At 64.2% G+C, this 15,230-nt stretch carries 10 protein-coding genes and 2 tRNA genes; 7 read left to right on the plus strand and 5 right to left on the minus strand.

The features are described 5' to 3' along the window. The first annotated feature begins 7 nt into the window (after nucleotides 1–7). The 3 genes from AEB_RS09230 (at nucleotide 8) to AEB_RS09240 (ending at nucleotide 4,243) form a co-directional block, all read left to right on the plus strand. Nucleotides 8–1,111: an acyltransferase family protein gene (locus AEB_RS09230; protein WP_231958640.1), complete on the plus strand. Its 1,104-nt coding sequence runs from the start codon at nucleotides 8–10 to the stop codon at nucleotides 1,109–1,111. 93 nt (nucleotides 1,112–1,204) lie between these two features. Beyond that, nucleotides 1,205–2,137, plus strand: coding sequence for a sulfotransferase domain-containing protein (locus tag AEB_RS09235; protein WP_172593048.1), 933 nt, complete (start codon nucleotides 1,205–1,207; stop codon nucleotides 2,135–2,137). Between the two features lie 180 nt (nucleotides 2,138–2,317). Further along, nucleotides 2,318–4,243: an acyltransferase family protein gene (locus AEB_RS09240; RefSeq protein WP_172593049.1), complete on the plus strand. Its 1,926-nt coding sequence runs from the start codon at nucleotides 2,318–2,320 to the stop codon at nucleotides 4,241–4,243. A 7-nt stretch (nucleotides 4,244–4,250) separates the two neighbouring features. Here AEB_RS09240 and AEB_RS09245 read toward each other — a convergent pair whose 3' ends face one another. Together AEB_RS09245 and AEB_RS09250 are read right to left on the minus strand one after the other, a co-directional pair. After that, complete coding sequence (locus AEB_RS09245; protein ID WP_119082933.1) at nucleotides 4,251–5,255, minus strand: hypothetical protein; 1,005 nt, start codon at nucleotides 5,253–5,255, stop codon at nucleotides 4,251–4,253. Continuing rightward, a complete protein-coding gene (locus AEB_RS09250; RefSeq protein WP_119082934.1) occupies nucleotides 5,248–8,724 on the minus strand; it encodes a polysaccharide biosynthesis protein in 3,477 nt (1,158 codons plus the stop codon). The genes AEB_RS09245 and AEB_RS09250 overlap by 8 nt, the downstream gene beginning before the upstream one ends. 322 nt (nucleotides 8,725–9,046) lie before the next feature. Here AEB_RS09250 and AEB_RS09255 point away from each other — a divergent pair, with 322 nt between their 5' ends. The 4 genes from AEB_RS09255 (at nucleotide 9,047) to AEB_RS09270 (ending at nucleotide 12,902) form a co-directional block, all read left to right on the plus strand. Next, nucleotides 9,047–10,285 (plus strand): glycosyltransferase family 4 protein, encoded by a 1,239-nt coding sequence (locus AEB_RS09255; RefSeq protein WP_119082935.1) that lies wholly within the window; start codon nucleotides 9,047–9,049, stop codon nucleotides 10,283–10,285. Continuing rightward, nucleotides 10,278–11,183, plus strand: coding sequence for a methionyl-tRNA formyltransferase (locus AEB_RS09260; RefSeq protein WP_231958641.1), 906 nt, complete (start codon nucleotides 10,278–10,280; stop codon nucleotides 11,181–11,183). Before AEB_RS09255 ends, AEB_RS09260 begins: the two co-directional genes overlap by 8 nt. A 401-nt stretch (nucleotides 11,184–11,584) precedes the next feature. Next, complete coding sequence (locus tag AEB_RS09265) at nucleotides 11,585–12,310, plus strand: response regulator transcription factor (RefSeq protein WP_119082936.1); 726 nt, start codon at nucleotides 11,585–11,587, stop codon at nucleotides 12,308–12,310. Between the two features lie 121 nt (nucleotides 12,311–12,431). Next, nucleotides 12,432–12,902 carry a sugar transferase gene (locus AEB_RS09270; protein ID WP_231958642.1) on the plus strand — a complete coding sequence of 157 codons (471 nt, stop codon included), beginning with the start codon at nucleotides 12,432–12,434 and terminating at the stop codon, nucleotides 12,900–12,902. A gap of 95 nt (nucleotides 12,903–12,997) precedes the next feature. Here AEB_RS09270 and AEB_RS09275 read toward each other — a convergent pair. From AEB_RS09275 to recJ, 3 genes are all read right to left on the minus strand, one after another. Further along, nucleotides 12,998–13,072 (minus strand) — tRNA-Glu (locus tag AEB_RS09275). A 33-nt stretch (nucleotides 13,073–13,105) separates the two neighbouring features. Beyond that, nucleotides 13,106–13,180, minus strand: a tRNA-Glu gene (locus AEB_RS09280). A gap of 80 nt (nucleotides 13,181–13,260) precedes the next feature. After that, a complete protein-coding gene (gene recJ / locus AEB_RS09285; RefSeq protein WP_119082938.1) occupies nucleotides 13,261–15,042 on the minus strand; it encodes a single-stranded-DNA-specific exonuclease RecJ in 1,782 nt (593 codons plus the stop codon). Nucleotides 15,043–15,230 lie beyond the last annotated feature (188 nt).

Here is a 15,230-nt window from a genome sequence, read left to right on the forward strand (position 1 = left end):
GAGGGCGGTGGCCGCCAATGCGCAGAGCGAAGCCGCCCGGCAAGGCATCACCCGGTCTGCGGCGCAGCGGGATTTCAATGCCGCCACCCACGCCCTTCGCGGCTTCGCCTCGCTGGCCGTTTTCTGGGCACATCTGCTCGGCGGCACGGCCGAGCATATCTATGCGCATGACGAGCGATATGTCGGCCTGATCCACGCGCCCTGGTGCTTCGGGCGATGGGGCGTGGTGCTGTTCTTTGCGATCAGCGGCTTCGTCATCCTGCCAAGCATCAGGCGCTACAGCCTCGGCGAGTTCGCACTGCGGCGTTTCCTCCGCCTCTATCCGCTGTTCCTGGCGTTCTCAGTGATGTTCGTCGTGCTGAACGCGCTGACGAATGAGTATCCGGGCACCAACAGTCCCGGCGCGGTGGTGAGCGGGTTGCTGTTCCTGAACCTGTTCAGCCATACCGACCAGCTCACGCCCAATGCGTGGAGCCTGACCTACGAGGTCATGTTCTACACCCTCGCCGCGGGGGGATATTTTCTGGCGGTAACGCGGCGCAGTGCCATTGGGGGCGCGATAGCAGCGGTGCTGGGCGCGCTGTTCCTGTTGCGCTATCCCATAGCGGCATTCTTCCTGGGCGGCGTATTGGTGCGCCTGGCCTGCGACGCTGGCCTGCGCCCACCGCCCGGCGCCGTGCGGAGCGGCGAAGTCCTTTATGGACTGGCCTGCATCGCGCTGGCCAGCAGCTTCCATTTCGACTTTTCGCAGGCGGACATGGCGAATCCCTTCGCCTGGGCGCTGATGGCCGCAACGATCGGCTATTTCTATTTCGCGGTGCAGCCCGAAAGCCTGACGACCCTGGCCGCGCGCAGTCGTATTCTCATTTATCTTGGGACGGTCAGCTACTCGCTCTATCTCGTCCACCCATATGTCTATTACGTGATGCGCACGCTGTTTCAGCGCGCGGGGCTGTTCACGGCGGACTGGGCCTTTTCCATGGCGCTGTTCATTGCCGTGACGACGCCGGTCGCTCTCGCGCTGACGCATCTGGCCCACAAGGCGTTCGAGGTCGGCCCCTACGAGTGGTTCTTCCGCCAGCGCATCTACCGCAAGCAGAGGGCCGGGTGATCGCGGCCCTTCGGGACATACCCACAAAGAGACCCCCGCCGCGACCACCGCATGGCTTATCTTCGGCCGCACATCCTCGGGTGGGGAAATCCGATGAGCCTTAAGACCCTGTTGCGCGATCTGTCATTCTCCGCCGGCGAGGCGATCCTGTCGCCATCAGCCAAGACGCGGGGATGGATGGGATCGCTCCGCCGCGCGGCGAGCGATTGGGCGCGGGACGCCTATGTCCTTTCCTATCCCAAGTCCGGCCGCACGTGGCTTCGCACCATGATGGGTTACCTGGTTTGCCGCCAATATGGCCTTCAGGTCGACAATCCGATGGAAGTGCAGCATTTCTGGAAGATATCGTCCAGTGTGCCGAATATCGGCTTCACGCATGATGATTACCCCAATCTCAAGACCGGGGCGGAAGTCAGCACCGACAAATCCGCCTATGCGGGCAAACGGATCGTATTCCTGACCCGGGACCCGCGCGACGTGCTGGTGTCCTACTACTTCGATGCCCGCAATCGCATGAAGGTCATCGATTGCGACATGGAGCATTTCCTGTTCCACGAGCGAGGCAGCATCGATGCCATCGTCGCCTTCTACAATGCCTGGGCAGCTAACCGCCATGTGCCGCGCGGTTTCCACTGGATCACTTACGAGGCGATGCATGACGATGCGAAGAGCGTTCTGTCAGGGACCGCGCAATTCCTCGGCCTGCCGTCTGTGGACGATGCTCTGCTGGAGGAAGCAGTGCGTTTCGCATCCTTTGACAACATGCGCCGCACCGAATTGAAGGACGGCTTTCGCCATGAAAGGCTGCGCCCGGCGGATATGAACAACCCGGACAGCTACAAGGTCCGACGCGGCAAGATCGGCGGCTATGTCGATTACTTCAATGTAGAGATGACGACCTATATCGACGATTACATTGCTGCGAATCTGGACCCGTTCTTCGCCTGCTACAGGCGCGGGGGTTCCGCCGGGCCGGAACGGGCCCCGGACATGTTGCCTTCCACCCCGCGGCCGGGGTGTGCATGAGCTATGTCTGACGGGGGGCACCTCGGCAGCGGATTTCTCACCCGGGACTCAGGCGCGGTTCCGACAGCATTCAGGCCCTCGTTCTACGACCTGCTCGTCCGGAAGCCATTCAATGCCGACGCGCCGGCGCATCCCGAACCGGTTTCGCAATGCAGGCCGTACCGCGCAGATATTGACGGGTTGCGTGCGATCGCGGTCTGGTCGGTGGTCCTGTTCCATACCGAACTGGGCATCGTTTCCGGCGGGTTCGTGGGCGTCGATGTCTTCTTCGTCATCTCCGGCTATCTGATCACCGGAATTCTGTTGCGCGAACAGGCCGAGGGCCGCTTCTCCCTGCTGGATTTCTATGAAAGGCGCGTCAGGCGCATCTTCCCGGCCCTGTTCGCGATGCTGGCGATCTGCTCGATCGCGGCGCTCGTCCTGATGCTGCCGGCCGATCTCAGGGATTATGGCCAGAACCTTGCCGGCGCCAGCGGGTCGGTATCCAATTTCACGCTTCTGGCGCAGGTCGATTATTTTGACGGGGATGCGAAGCTGAAGCCGCTCCTGCACACTTGGTCGCTGGGCATAGAGGAGCAGTTCTACCTGTTCTGGCCGATGCTGTTGCTGCTGGTGCATCGGTCGCGCGCCCTGTTCCTGACCGCGTGTGGTGCCGTGGCCGCAATTTCCTTCGGCGGGAATCTGTGGTTCCTCGCGAAGAAGCCTGACGAGGTGTTCTATCTTCTGCCGTTTCGCGCGTGGGAACTGCTGCTGGGCGGCATGGTGGCAGCGGGCGTGCTTCCGATCCTTCGCAGCGTGCACCTGGCGGGCGTGGCCGCGGCGGCGGGACTCGCTCTGATCGTCTATGCCATTGTCGCCTTTTCGGACCGGATGGCGTTTCCCGGCGCTGCCGCGCTGGCGCCATGCGTCGGCGCCGGACTTGTTATCTGGGCAGGGCGGGATTGTAGCCGCAACGTCGTCGCGCGGCTTCTGGCCGCTCCGGCGCTCGTCTTCAGCGGCAAGATCTCCTATTCGCTCTACCTTTGGCACTGGCCCGTCTTCGCCTTCCTGCGCTATCGCATGATCGAGGAGCCGGGAGCGGTGCTGATGCTCCTTCTCCTGCCCCTCACCTTTCTGTGCGCGATGCTGTCATGGCATTATGTCGAGCGTCCATTTCGCACGAAACGGTGGCTCCCCACCCGGCGCGGGGCATTGCTGGGCGGGGCGGTGGCCGTGATCTGCGGCGTTGCCCTGGGCTCCGCTCTCCACATGTCCCGCGGCTTGCCGGGGCGCTTCCCGGCGGAGGTCAACCGCCTCGCCATGCAAGGTGAGGAAACAGACCCGTTCAAAATGTGTTCGTGGCGCAGCGATTACGGGCCGCACTGTGTGATCGGTAATCCCGCCAAGGTGGATGCCATGCTGTGGGGGGATTCCCATGCCGGCACCCTCTGGGCCGCAGTGGAGCCGGTTAGTGCCCTGGCGGGCGTACAATATGCGGCCAACTCCGCCTGCCCCCCAGGGTTGGAACTGGCGACCAGCGCGGCGTGCCTGAACATGAACCGTGCCGACCTGCGCTTTGCCCTCGATCATCCGGAGGTGAAGGTCGTGATCCTGGCCGCCCGATGGTCGCTTTATCTAAAGGGGCGGGCACTTGGCCTCGGCCCTGCGGAAACCAATGCCGGCCTGCCGCGATTGCGCTGGTCGGACGGGCGGCCGGTCGACGCGTCCACCCCAGCGGCGACGGCCGCGATGGCTCGGGATCTCGGCCGGCTCGTCGCGCAGCTGCTGGCGGCCGGCAAGACCGTCGTGATCGTCTACCCGGTTCCGGAAGTGGGCTATGACGTGCCTTTCACTCTTGCGCGGCTGGAACAGCGCGGAGAGGTGCTGGACGGGTTCGTTCGGCCCCTGGGCCTGTATCTGGGCAGGCAAAGGGAGGCGTTCCAAATGCTCGACGCCCTCGGCACGCACCCTGGGTTGCGGCGGGTCTATCCGCAGGTGGCGATATGTCCCGATAACGATCGGTGCCTGACCAATCTGGCGGGTCGTTCGCTCTATTCGGACAGCAATCACCTCAGCCCCGTGGGTGCACGGATGCTCAGTCCGCTCATTGCCGAGGCGCTGCGCTGACGGTCCGTCACACCGCGCCGAGCAACAGCGTCACATCTCCGGTTTGGGGATCAGGCGTGGCACCAGCCAGATCCTTGGGATAGGTGACGCGATGGAGAAGGGGACGGATCTGGAAATCGCGTTTGGCGAGCAGGCCGGGCATGATCGCAAGCCTGTTCAGACCAACGGGTACCTCGTGCCATGACCCTTGCGCGAGAAATTCCGTCCGCACACTCTGCCGGCAGCCGCACAGGGCCGAGAAATAGCGATTGTCGAGATGCGGCCGTTCCACCACGACGCGGTTTCCGACCGCTTCGGCCGCGATCCTGCCCGCGATGGCGCTATTGATCCCTTTCGCGATGCCGCGCAGGCCGGGCGCCGCCAACAGGACGCCGAAAGCGTCGGACACCCAGCGGCCGGAAAGGCGGTGATGCAGCGTCCCGCGATTGACATCGATACGGTAACCAAGCCGCCCCCAACGGGAGAGGCCGTTATGGGTCAGTTTCGCGAGGTTTGAGAAATCTTCGGCCGAGGGCTGATATTTCAGCCGCTGCACCACCGCGCGATGGCTCGGGCCGCGCCAGTCCTGGGGTGCCAGCGCCCGCATGATGCCTTCCACCAGTTCCCAGCAACGGACCATGGCATCGGCATCAGGCGAGACGACACTGCCATTCTGCCGGAAATGGTCGGGCTGACATCGCAACCGGCCGGCTTCGTCGAGATCCAGCTCGATCTTGCGGCCGATATAGCCATGGAGGCCGGGCTGGAAATAGACCACGTCTCCCAACGCGGTCGTAATATCGGCCCCGCCGTAATGATTGGCCGCGATATCGGCCAACGAGAGTAGCCATGGCAGGATTTCGGCGGTTTTCAGAACCATCCGGCGCCAGATGTCGGCCGCGCCTTCGTCCACATCGATCATCACGACCGCCGCACCGCCCTGGAACAGCGCCCGCAGCGATCCGGGGCGAAGCTCGGATATATGCCGCGTGGCGATCAGCTTCGCCGCCGGGGGGCGGCCGAGCTTAGGCAACGACCTCTCGGACGTGCGAGCCGATGGCCTGAATGTGCCGTTCGTCGAATAAATGGTCGACAGCCAGCATCAGGTTTGTCGGGCCAAGTGCGGTCGCGCTCGGAAGGTCGCCATCGGTTTTCACCTCGCGGCTCGCGAACGCAGCCTCCTTGCTCATGTCGGGGCACGATCCTGGCCCGCAGGTTATGCCGCGCTCCCGCAATTCAGCCACAATTTCGGCCACGCTGCTGCGTGCCTGCAGCCGGTCGACCCTTACCTGCAGATTATACTTGTACCAGGCATGGGTGATGTCCGCGCCCGGCTGGGGCACGGACATCATGGGATGATCTTGCAGCAGGCGGTTGAGCATTTCGGCATTGGCGCGGCGGCGGGCGAGCCGGTCGGGCAGTTTTGCCAACTGGATCGTGCCGATGGCGGCCTGCGCTTCCGTCAGTCTCAGATTGCTGCCGAAGCTGTCATGGATGAAACGAAAGGCGGATCCAGCCTTGCCGTCGTGTACCTTGGCGTGGCTCTTGCCGTGATCCTTGTAAGCCCAGGCGCGCAGGAACACGTCCTCGTCGGAGGTCACCACCATACCGCCCTCGCCGGCAGTGGAAATAATCTTGTCGGTGCAGAATGAGAATGCCGCCGCATGGCCGAAACTGCCTACCCGTTGGCCGCCGACTGCCGCGCCATGGGCCTGGGCGCAATCCTCCACCAGCAACAGCCTGTGCCGGTCGCACAACTCTTTCAACGCAGCGATGTCGCACGGCCATCCATTCAGATGGACGGCGATAATGGCCTTGGTGCGCGGGCCGATCATCCGCTCCACCGATTCCGGGCATATTGTCTGGGAGACCGGGTCGACATCGGCAAAGACCGGTTCAGCTCCCACCGCGACCACACAACTGGTGGTGGCGAAGAAGCTCCGCGCCGGTACGATAACCTCGTGGCCCGACCCCACGCCGAGCGCGCGCAGTGCCAGTTCCAGCGCCGCCGTACCGTTGTTGACCGCGATGGCACGGCGCGCGCCCGTGAAGCGGGCGAAACTCGTTTCGAAATTGCGCGTGTGCTCGCCATGAACCAGCGCGTTCACCCTTCCGCTCGACAGGATGTCGCGCACCGCCTCGATCTCGTCGGGATCGTAACTGGGCCAGCGCGAAGCCAATGTCGTCTCCGATTTCACAAGATAAATGGGCACATGGCGCACGGGCGGGGAGGCCGGGAAAAACACGGATTCTGGCACTGGCTCCTTCGTCGCCTGCCCCAAAGGCGCCGCCGTCACGGTGGCGAGCGCCGTCTGTGTTTCACCGCCGGACGAATGAACCGTGAAGTGCCCGCGGGCGTAATCCGCCATCAGCGAAGCGAAATCGCCGAAGGGCATGCGGGCATCGGCCTGGCCGCTGGGAATCCGCACCAGATTGTGCAGCACCCGGCGAATCTCCTCTTCGTCGCGCTCCGCTATCAGCCTTTCCATCCGGCGGATCGCCTGATTCAGCAAGGGCAGGGGGATCGGCCGCGATCGGGCCTCGAAAATGCCCGGAATGCTGGATTCAACCTGTTCCTCGCAACTGTCGAACAATTCCTCGAACAGCTTCTCTCCCGGCCTCAACCCCACGATCCGGATGTCCATGTCCACCTCCGGCTCGTAACCAGCCAGCCGGATCATCTGCTGTGCGAGGTCGAGAATCCGCACTGGCTCGCCCATGTCCAGAACGTAGATGTTGCCCCGCATCGTATCCCTTTTCAGGGCATGCGAACTGCTCTGAAGGATCAGCTGCACCGCTTCGCGCACGGTCATGAAATAGCGGGTGATGTCAGGATGGGTTACCGTCAGCGGGCCACCATGTTCGATCTGCCGGGTGAACAGCGGCACGACGGATCCGCTCGATCCCAGGACGTTGCCGAAGCGCACGGTTATGAAACGTGGTGCATCGGGATCGTCCACCCCGCACAGGTCCAGCGCCTGGGAGTAGATTTCGCCCACTCGCTTGGTCGCGCCCATCACGCCCACGGGGTTGACCGCCTTGTCGGTGGACACCTGCACCATCGCCCTGGCGCCGAATTCGCACACTGCATCCGCGATATTGCGCGTGCCCACGACATTGGTGTGAACCCCCGCGCAAGGGTTTTCTTCCACCAGCGGGACGTGCTTCAGCGCTGCTGCGTGGAACACGATCTCGGGCCTAGCCTGCTCGAAGACCGCACGCACGGCATCGCGCTCACGAATGGAGCACAGCGCCTGGCGGATCGGAAGCGTCGGGCAGGCCTGGCGCATTTGGGAATCGATTTCGTAGAGATCGTGCTCCGCGTGGTCGAGCAGGGTGATCTCGGCCGGGCCGAAGGCCGCCAATTGCCGGGACAACTCGCCGCCTATCGTGCCGCCGGCACCGGTAACGAGGATCCGCCGCCCGCGAATGCACTCATCCACGATCTGGGTGGCCATCAGGAACTCCGGCCGACCGAGCAGGCGAGCCGTCGAGAGCAGCGGTGACGCACCAGCTTCGCCGGATTTCAGCAGCTCTCCCAAGCGAGAGGAGAAACGGCATATCTCCAAATCCAGCTTTCTGGCCCGTTCGACGATCTTCGCGCGTTGTGCGGCTGTTGAACCCGCGGCGGCATCGCACAGGATCAGGCAGGCTGGCGCTCGGCCGCGTTCTTCCAGCCCCACGACGGCACTCGCCAGCATCTCGGGACCGCCGAGCACTGGCACGCCGGAAAGCCGACCGATGGCATCGCCTTCCTCCGACAACAGGGCTCCCACGACGTCCAGTCCCGCGGATGGATCGCCGCGTACCAGTTCGATGACCGACGATGCCCATTCCGGCGGGCCCAGCACGATAGCCTTGCGCGCGGCCCGGGGCGGGGCATGGACCACAGCCGTGCCACCTTGAACCCGCCGTGCCTCGCGCAATTGGCGCCGCGCGATGCGCATCCCGGTCATGACCACGATCAGCAATGCGGCATGCAGGATCGGGATCGTGACGAGCAGGGGCAGATCGGGCAGCCGCATGGGAACGGCGGCCACCGAAACCGACCAGGCGACGAAGAGAGCAATCCCAACCAGGCGCACGAGATGAATGCAATCGGCCAGGCGGGTGAAGCGCCAGCTATGGCGGTAAAGCCCGTTGAGCCAAAGGACGAGGGTGGTGACCAGGGCAAACTGGCCGACGAAACCGATCTTGTGGAGCGGCCCTCCACCCATGGCGGGGTAACCCAGCACCATCACGATCTGCAGGGTAAGCGTCACAGCCAGCAGGTCGAGCGCCGCCACCACGATCAGACGCAGCGTCCGCTTGCTTTTGAGGGTGAACGGCGCGGGCCGGGGGAGGGTGCGAGTGCGCTCCCGATCGCTGGGAAGCATTGCCGCAGGCGCGCCTTCCGAGAGGCGGTGTTCGCCAGGCAGCTGCGTTACGGGCGGGATGTCCGGCGCCGCTTCGCGTGTCGGCGATGGATCGGTGAGCTTTGCGGTATCGAGCAGGTCCAGCATGCGAGCCCCGACTGTAGAACGCACGTGACGGCCAGCACGAAGCCGCCGCCCTTTGATTGAAAGCCATTCCTAATTCACGGGCACAGCCGATAGAATTGGACAAACAGACCCTATCCCGAATGGTGCGGCCTCATCTTTCGGATTGGCTGATGTGCAAGGAACGGGGCAGGTCGTCGCGTTCTCGCTCCGATGTCGCCGGCACTATACCAAAGCATATCAGCCCTAATGCCTGCTCCAATCAGCGGAGTGCCGGGTAAGCTTATGCCTGTTCTACCAATTTCAAAGGGGGTCGGCGCGTGGCCGGCAGGAAGGGGCTGGTGCCATGAAGATCATCGTCCATTCCAGCCTGGCCTTCTCGCTGGTCAATTTTCGTGGCGCGCTGCTGGCTGCACTGGTGGCGGAGGGGCACGAGGTGACGGCAACCGCGCCGGACCGGGATGCACGGGTGGAGGAGGAGCTTGCCCGAATCGGTGTGGGCTTCATCCAGGTGCCAATGGCGCGCGCATCGCTAAGCCCCCTCACCGATCTGCGGACGCTCGCCGCCTATATCGGGCTGATGCTGCGCCAGAGGCCGGATGTCGTCATCGCCTACACCCAAAAGCCGATTATCTATGGCGGCATCGCGGCGCGGTTGGCCGGTATCGGCAGCTATTACGTGATCATGAGTGGGCTGGGCTTCGTCTTCAGCCCTGCTGGCGCGGCGCGGCCAGCGCTGCGCCGGTGCGTCAGCCTGCTGTATCGGCAAGCGATAAGCAGGGCCCGGGCCGTATTCGTCTTCAATTCCGATGACCGCGCGGAAATGTTGCGCCACAGGATCATCGGCCCCCATCACAAGGTCGTCCAGATCCCTGGATCCGGCGTGGACACGGACCACTTTATCGCGCGTCCGCTGCCAGAGCCGCCGCGTACGGTGCTGATGATCGCCCGGCTGATGCGCGACAAGGGGGTGCGGGAATTCGTCGAGAGTGCGCGGTTGGTGAAACGCCTTTTCCCGGAAGCGCGGTTTCGGATTCTCGGCCGGGTCGAAGAAGATAACCCGACAGCGATAGGCCGTGAGGAATTGGCTCGCTGGGCGGAGGAGGGGGTTGTGGAACTGCTTCCGGAAACCCGCGATGTCCGGGCTCACCTGGCGGAAGCGGCCATTTTCGCGCTGCCCTCATACTATCGGGAGGGGTTGCCGCGCACCATTCTCGAAGCGCTGGCGACTGGGCGCCCGGTCGTCACCACCGCGCTGCCCGGCTGCCGCGACGCGATCGTGGAGGGTGTCACCGGCCTGCTGGTGCCGCCATGCGACCCGGTGGCCCTTGCGGACGCGATCATGCGGCTGTTGCGCGATCCGGAACGCCTCGCAGCCATGTCGCTGGCCGCGCGGCGAGCGGCGGAGGAGAAATACGATGTGCGGCTGGTCAACCGGATGCTGATCGATGCGATGGAACTGAGCCGCCGGGATGGGGAAACGGATTCTCCGGCGGGTTCCATTACCTCTCCCGTGTCGTCAGCTATTTTCGCGTCTTCGGGCGCTGTGCTTGCCACCTCGCGGGAAGGCCGACCGGATGCCTGACCTCATCCTCATCGGGGCGGTGGAAAGCACTCGGATCGCGCTGGAAGCGGCCCACCGGGCCGAGGGGTGGCGGGTGCGGGCGCTGGTGACCTTGCCGCCCGAATCCTGCGGCCGCCATTCGGACTATTGCGATCTGGCGCCGCAGGCCTGTGGCATGGGCGTCGAGATTATCCACGCCGCCCGGATCAACGATGCGGCGGTAATCGCCCGCATCGGTGCCTTGCGACCGGACCTGCTTCTCGTTGTCGGCTGGTCGCAGATATGTGGGCCGGACTTTCTCGCTATAAGCCCCGGTCGTGTGCTCGGTTACCATCCGGCGCCTCTACCCCGTTTGCGCGGGCGGGCCGTCATTCCCTGGACCATCCTGCTGCGGGAGCCTGTGTCTGCCGGAACGCTGTTCTGGATCGATGGTGGCACCGACAGCGGCCCTATTGTGGAGCAGGAGTTCTTTCTCGTGGCGCCCGACGAGACGGCGCGATCGCTTTACGACCGGCACATGGAGGTGCTGGCGTCCTTACTGGCAAAGGCATTGCGACGCATCGGGCAGGGTGATGCCGCTGGCATTCCGCAGAAGGAGCACCTGGCTACATTCGCTGCCCGGCGCGTGAAGGCGGATGGGTTGATCGCCTGGTCGCAAGGGACAGATGCCATCGACCGCCTGATTCGGGCGGTGGGGCGGCCCTATCCGGGTGCCTTTACGCATCTCGGCATGGAGAGGGTCACGATATGGGCTGCGGTGCCGGAGCCGTGCGGCTCGTACGAAGCGGCTTTGCCTGGCCAGATCGTGGCCGCCGCGCCCTCGCACTGGCTGGTCAGAACGGGCGACGGGCTGTTGCTCGTGACCGACTGGCATCGCGCGGATGGCGGCGTTTCGCCCATCCATCAGCGTCTGGGCTGACCGGCGGAAGATGGAGGCAAACCCAGGGTTACTCGGCTCTTTAAGAGGGTGGGACTTCATCTAAAGTATGATAGGTTAACCATCATATATTTTAGCCCTTTCGGATTAGCGGTGCATCCATTCCTCATGCGAAAGTTGCGAACCTGGATATATTACGCAGTGAGAGACAGGATTGTTTCCGATAGCTTGAGCATACTCTATAGGAGACTCCGCTTTCCCCTGCCATTGTCTCATTTGATGACGCTGGATTGAAAGGGGGTGGACGGGCGGAATATAATAATCGAATCGAGTCGCTGATAATTCCTTCACGGAAGTTGGTTGCCCGGCATCAGCGATATCGGAGACCAATGCTCCGGTCAGGTTAAGCTATTCCTCGTTTAAGAAGGAGGGGGAGATTGTCCATGACGGTTGATATTCAGGTCTCGTTGCTCGGTCGAAATTCTTTGATCAGGGAGGGTCTGCGGCATATTCTTTCCGAAAGAGGGTTCGAGATACTCGACTCTACGGAGGAACCGTGCCGGCTGCGGAGTCGGCGTCCCTCCGGTTCCGTCGATCCTCTGATCGTTCTGATAGACCAGTGTGGAAGCCGATATTCGGCCGACGATCTGGCACTTGTGCGCAAGCAATGCGGCGAAGTGCGACTGGTGTTTCTGACCCAGGACCTTGATGTCGATTACATGATCGAAGCGTTCGGGCATGGCGCGCACGGCTTCATTCTCAACGATGTCGGCTGCGAAAGCTTGCTCAATTCGCTCCACCTTGTGGCGCTCGGCGAGAAGTTCCTGCCGGGAAAGCTGGTCGATTCGTTGCCGCAAATGTCCAGCGGAGGATCCCTGATGATGAAGGGAGGGGTGGGCGATTCGCCATTGTCGGATCGCGAGGCCGAAATCCTCAATTGCCTGGTGGTGGGTCTGCCCAACAAACTGATCGCTCGCCGACTCGATCTCTGCGAGGCGACGGTGAAGGTACATGTGAAGGGCATCCTGAGAAAGCTGGGCGTGCAGAACCGCACCCAGGCGGCCATTTTCGCGTTGAATAACGGACTGGACCGAACCTTCCGCGTGAGCGGAGACGAATGCGCTGTGGCGGGGGACGAGGCCGATGCCCCAACACCGCAAATGGCTTGAGACAGCTGCAAGCCGAAAGCCCGCGAACAGATCCGATCGCTGGACTCAGTTTGCAGGTCGATCGGTGGCGGCCGTTGCGCTTTTGCTGTTGCTGCCGCTCATGGCGGCAATAGGGATCGGCGTGGCCGCCACGCTGGGTCGGCCGATATTGTTCGTGCAGGAACGATCAGGTCTGGGTCAGCGGTCGTTTCATCTGATCAAGTTTCGCACGATGCGCAATGATCGCGACGCACGGGGCGACCTGCTGCCTGATGCAATGCGAACATCCCGCTTCGGCGCAATCCTTCGTCGCACCCGACTCGATGAGTTGCCGGGGCTTGTCAATGTCATGCGTGGAGACATGGCTCTTGTCGGGCCCCGGCCGCTGCTTCCGGAGACCGTGGCGGCGATGGGCCATAGCGGTCTAGCCCGGGCGGAGGTGCGGCCCGGCATGACCGGCTGGGCGCAGGTCACCGGCAACACGCTGCTGTCGAACGAACAGAAATTCGCACGCGACCTGTGGTACATCGAAAATCGCAGCTGGCGGCTCGATGCCGTGATCCTGCTGCGGACTGTAAGGGTCGTCCTGCTTGGAGAGCGGCTGCGCGGATAGCGCCGCTGCGAAAGACTATCTGTGCGGGTGCGCACACATCCGCAGAAAGAATTCGGAAGGCTAGGTGTCGCCCGAATCAAACCAGTAAAGGTGGTTGGTGACCCCTACGGGAATCGAACCCGTGTTTCAGCCGTGAGAGGGCCGCGTCCTGACCGCTAGACGAAGGGGCCAGGCGCAGGGCGCATGGCGCAATGTGCATCCGGTGGTGACCCCTACGGGAATCGAACCCGTGTTTCAGCCGTGAAAGGGCCGCGTCCTAACCGCTAGACGAAGGGGCCACGCCCGGAGGCGAGCGGCGCACTTAGTTTGGCTGCGTGGCGCGGTCAAGCCCGCGCAGCATGATCTTTTTACCTGGGCCTCAGCCGGACCATGCGGCGTCTTCCAGATGCAGCTCCGCCTTGAGCTGGCTGCCCCAGTCGTCGATCTTCGCGCGGCCTGCCAGCCACAGCCTGCGGCCCTGCGCGCCATGCAGCAGCGCCTGGCCCATTTCGCTGTCCGCCATGCGGAAGCCGATGGCCTTGAACGAGCCGCCGTCCTGCCCGCCGGCGATCAGCCGCAGGTGATCGTTGCCCACCACATCCGCCTTGATCAGATGCACCGGCCCCACGGCCACGCGCGGGCCCGGCCAGCCCACGCCGAAGGGGCCGGCGCTCTCCAGCGTTTCGACCAGCTGCGGGGTGAGGCCGCGCGGGGCGATGGAAAGGTCCAGCGTGGTGACCTGTTCGGCGGAGGCGCGGGCCACGGGGCCGGCCAGTCGCTCGTCCAGCCACTCGGCGAAGGCTTCGAGCTTGCCTTCCGCCACCGTCAGCCCCGCCGCCATGGCATGGCCGCCGCCGGCCACCAGCAGCCCGTGATCGCGCGCGCCGATGATCGCCGCGCCCAGATCGACCCCGGCGATGGATCGGCCCGAGCCCTTGCCCAGGCCGCTTTCCTCATCCAGCGCGATCACCAGCGCGGGCTTGCCCGTCCGCTCCTTGATCCGGCCGGCAACGATGCCGATCACCCCCGGATGCCAGCCGCGGCCGGAAAGTACCTGCACCGCGCGGTTGTGCTGCGCGGCCAGCTGCGCCTCGGCCGCTTCCTGCACCGCCGCTTCGATCGCCCGCCGCTCCTCGTTCAGCTGGGAGAGCTGCGCCGAGATCATTCGCGCTTCGTCGGCGTCCTGGGTCGTCAGCAGGCGCACGCCCAGCGTCGCTTCGCCCACGCGGCCGCCTGCGTTGATCCGGGGGCCAAGTGCGAAGCCGCAATCGCTGCAGCTGGGGGCGCGGTTCAGGCGGCTGGCGTCGATCAGCGCGGCGAGGCCGATATTGTCCCGCCGGGCCATCACCTTCAGCCCCTGCGCCACGAAGGCGCGGTTGAGCCCACGGATAGCCGCCACATCGGCCACGGTGCCCAGCGCCACGAGGTCCAGCAGGCTCATCAGGTCCGGCTCGCGCCGATCAGCGAAGAAGCCGCGCCGGCGCAGCGTGCGCACCACCGCCACCGCCAGCAGGAAGGCTACGCCAACTGCCGCCAGATGGCCGTGAGCCGCCGCCAGGTCGGTTTCGTCGAGCCGGTTGGGGTTCACCAGCGCGAAGGCGCGGGGCAGATCGGCGGAGCATTTGTGGTGATCGACCACGATCACGTCGATCCCCGCGTCATGCGCCATGCCCAGCGCCTCATGCGCCATGGCGCCGCAGTCCACGGTGACGACCAGGCTCGACCCTTCCTCGCCCAGCCGCACCAGCGCCTCGCCACTGGGGCCATAGCCTTCCAGCAGGCGGTCGGGGATATAGTGCCGCGCATCGTGGCCCAGCATGCGATAGAGGCGGATCAACAGCGCCGCGCTGGTCGCCCCATCCACGTCGTAATCGCCGTAGACCGTCACCGCCTCGCGCGCGATCACGGATTCGGCGATCCGCTCTGCCGCCTGATCCATGTCGCGGAAGGCGGACGGGTCCGGCAGGAAGCCGCGCAGGCTGGGGCTGCGGTGCAGCTCCAGATCCTCGCGCGGCACGCCGCGGGCGAGCAGGAGTTGGGTGACGATATCGTCCTCCAGCCCGGCTGCGCCGCCCTGAAGGGCCATGTTGCCGCCGCGCCAGCGCCAGACCTTGCCGGAAAGAGATCGTTCGACGCCGAGGACTGCGGAAAGGGAAGCCATGCCGAAGACCTATAGTGGCTGGCTTGCGGGCGCAACGCAGCGTCGGACGAAGACTGCGAATGATCGGATGCGGAGCTATCTCTCCCGCGTGGACTCGACGGGGGCATGCTTTCCGTTCAATAAGATAGCGGTGAGTGCCAGGGGGGTGGGCAATCATCGGACCCAGGTGGCCTGGCGGCGGAGGGCGC

This window comes from Altererythrobacter sp. B11 (genome assembly GCF_003569745.1).
In the GTDB taxonomy this organism is placed as follows: Bacteria; Pseudomonadota; Alphaproteobacteria; order Sphingomonadales; family Sphingomonadaceae; genus Croceibacterium_C.

Coding starts and splice junctions, on each gene's coding strand:
- AEB_RS09235 (WP_172593048.1), top strand. CDS start 1,205: ATGAGCCTTAAGACCCTGTTGCGCGATCTGTCATTCTCCGCCGGCGAG.
- AEB_RS09250 (WP_119082934.1), bottom strand. CDS start 8,724: ATGCTGGACCTGCTCGATACCGCAAAGCTCACCGATCCATCGCCGACA.
- AEB_RS09255 (WP_119082935.1), top strand. CDS start 9,047: ATGAAGATCATCGTCCATTCCAGCCTGGCCTTCTCGCTGGTCAATTTT.
- AEB_RS09260 (WP_231958641.1), top strand. CDS start 10,278: ATGCCTGACCTCATCCTCATCGGGGCGGTGGAAAGCACTCGGATCGCG.
- AEB_RS09265 (WP_119082936.1), top strand. CDS start 11,585: ATGACGGTTGATATTCAGGTCTCGTTGCTCGGTCGAAATTCTTTGATC.
- recJ (WP_119082938.1), bottom strand. CDS start 15,042: ATGGCTTCCCTTTCCGCAGTCCTCGGCGTCGAACGATCTCTTTCCGGC.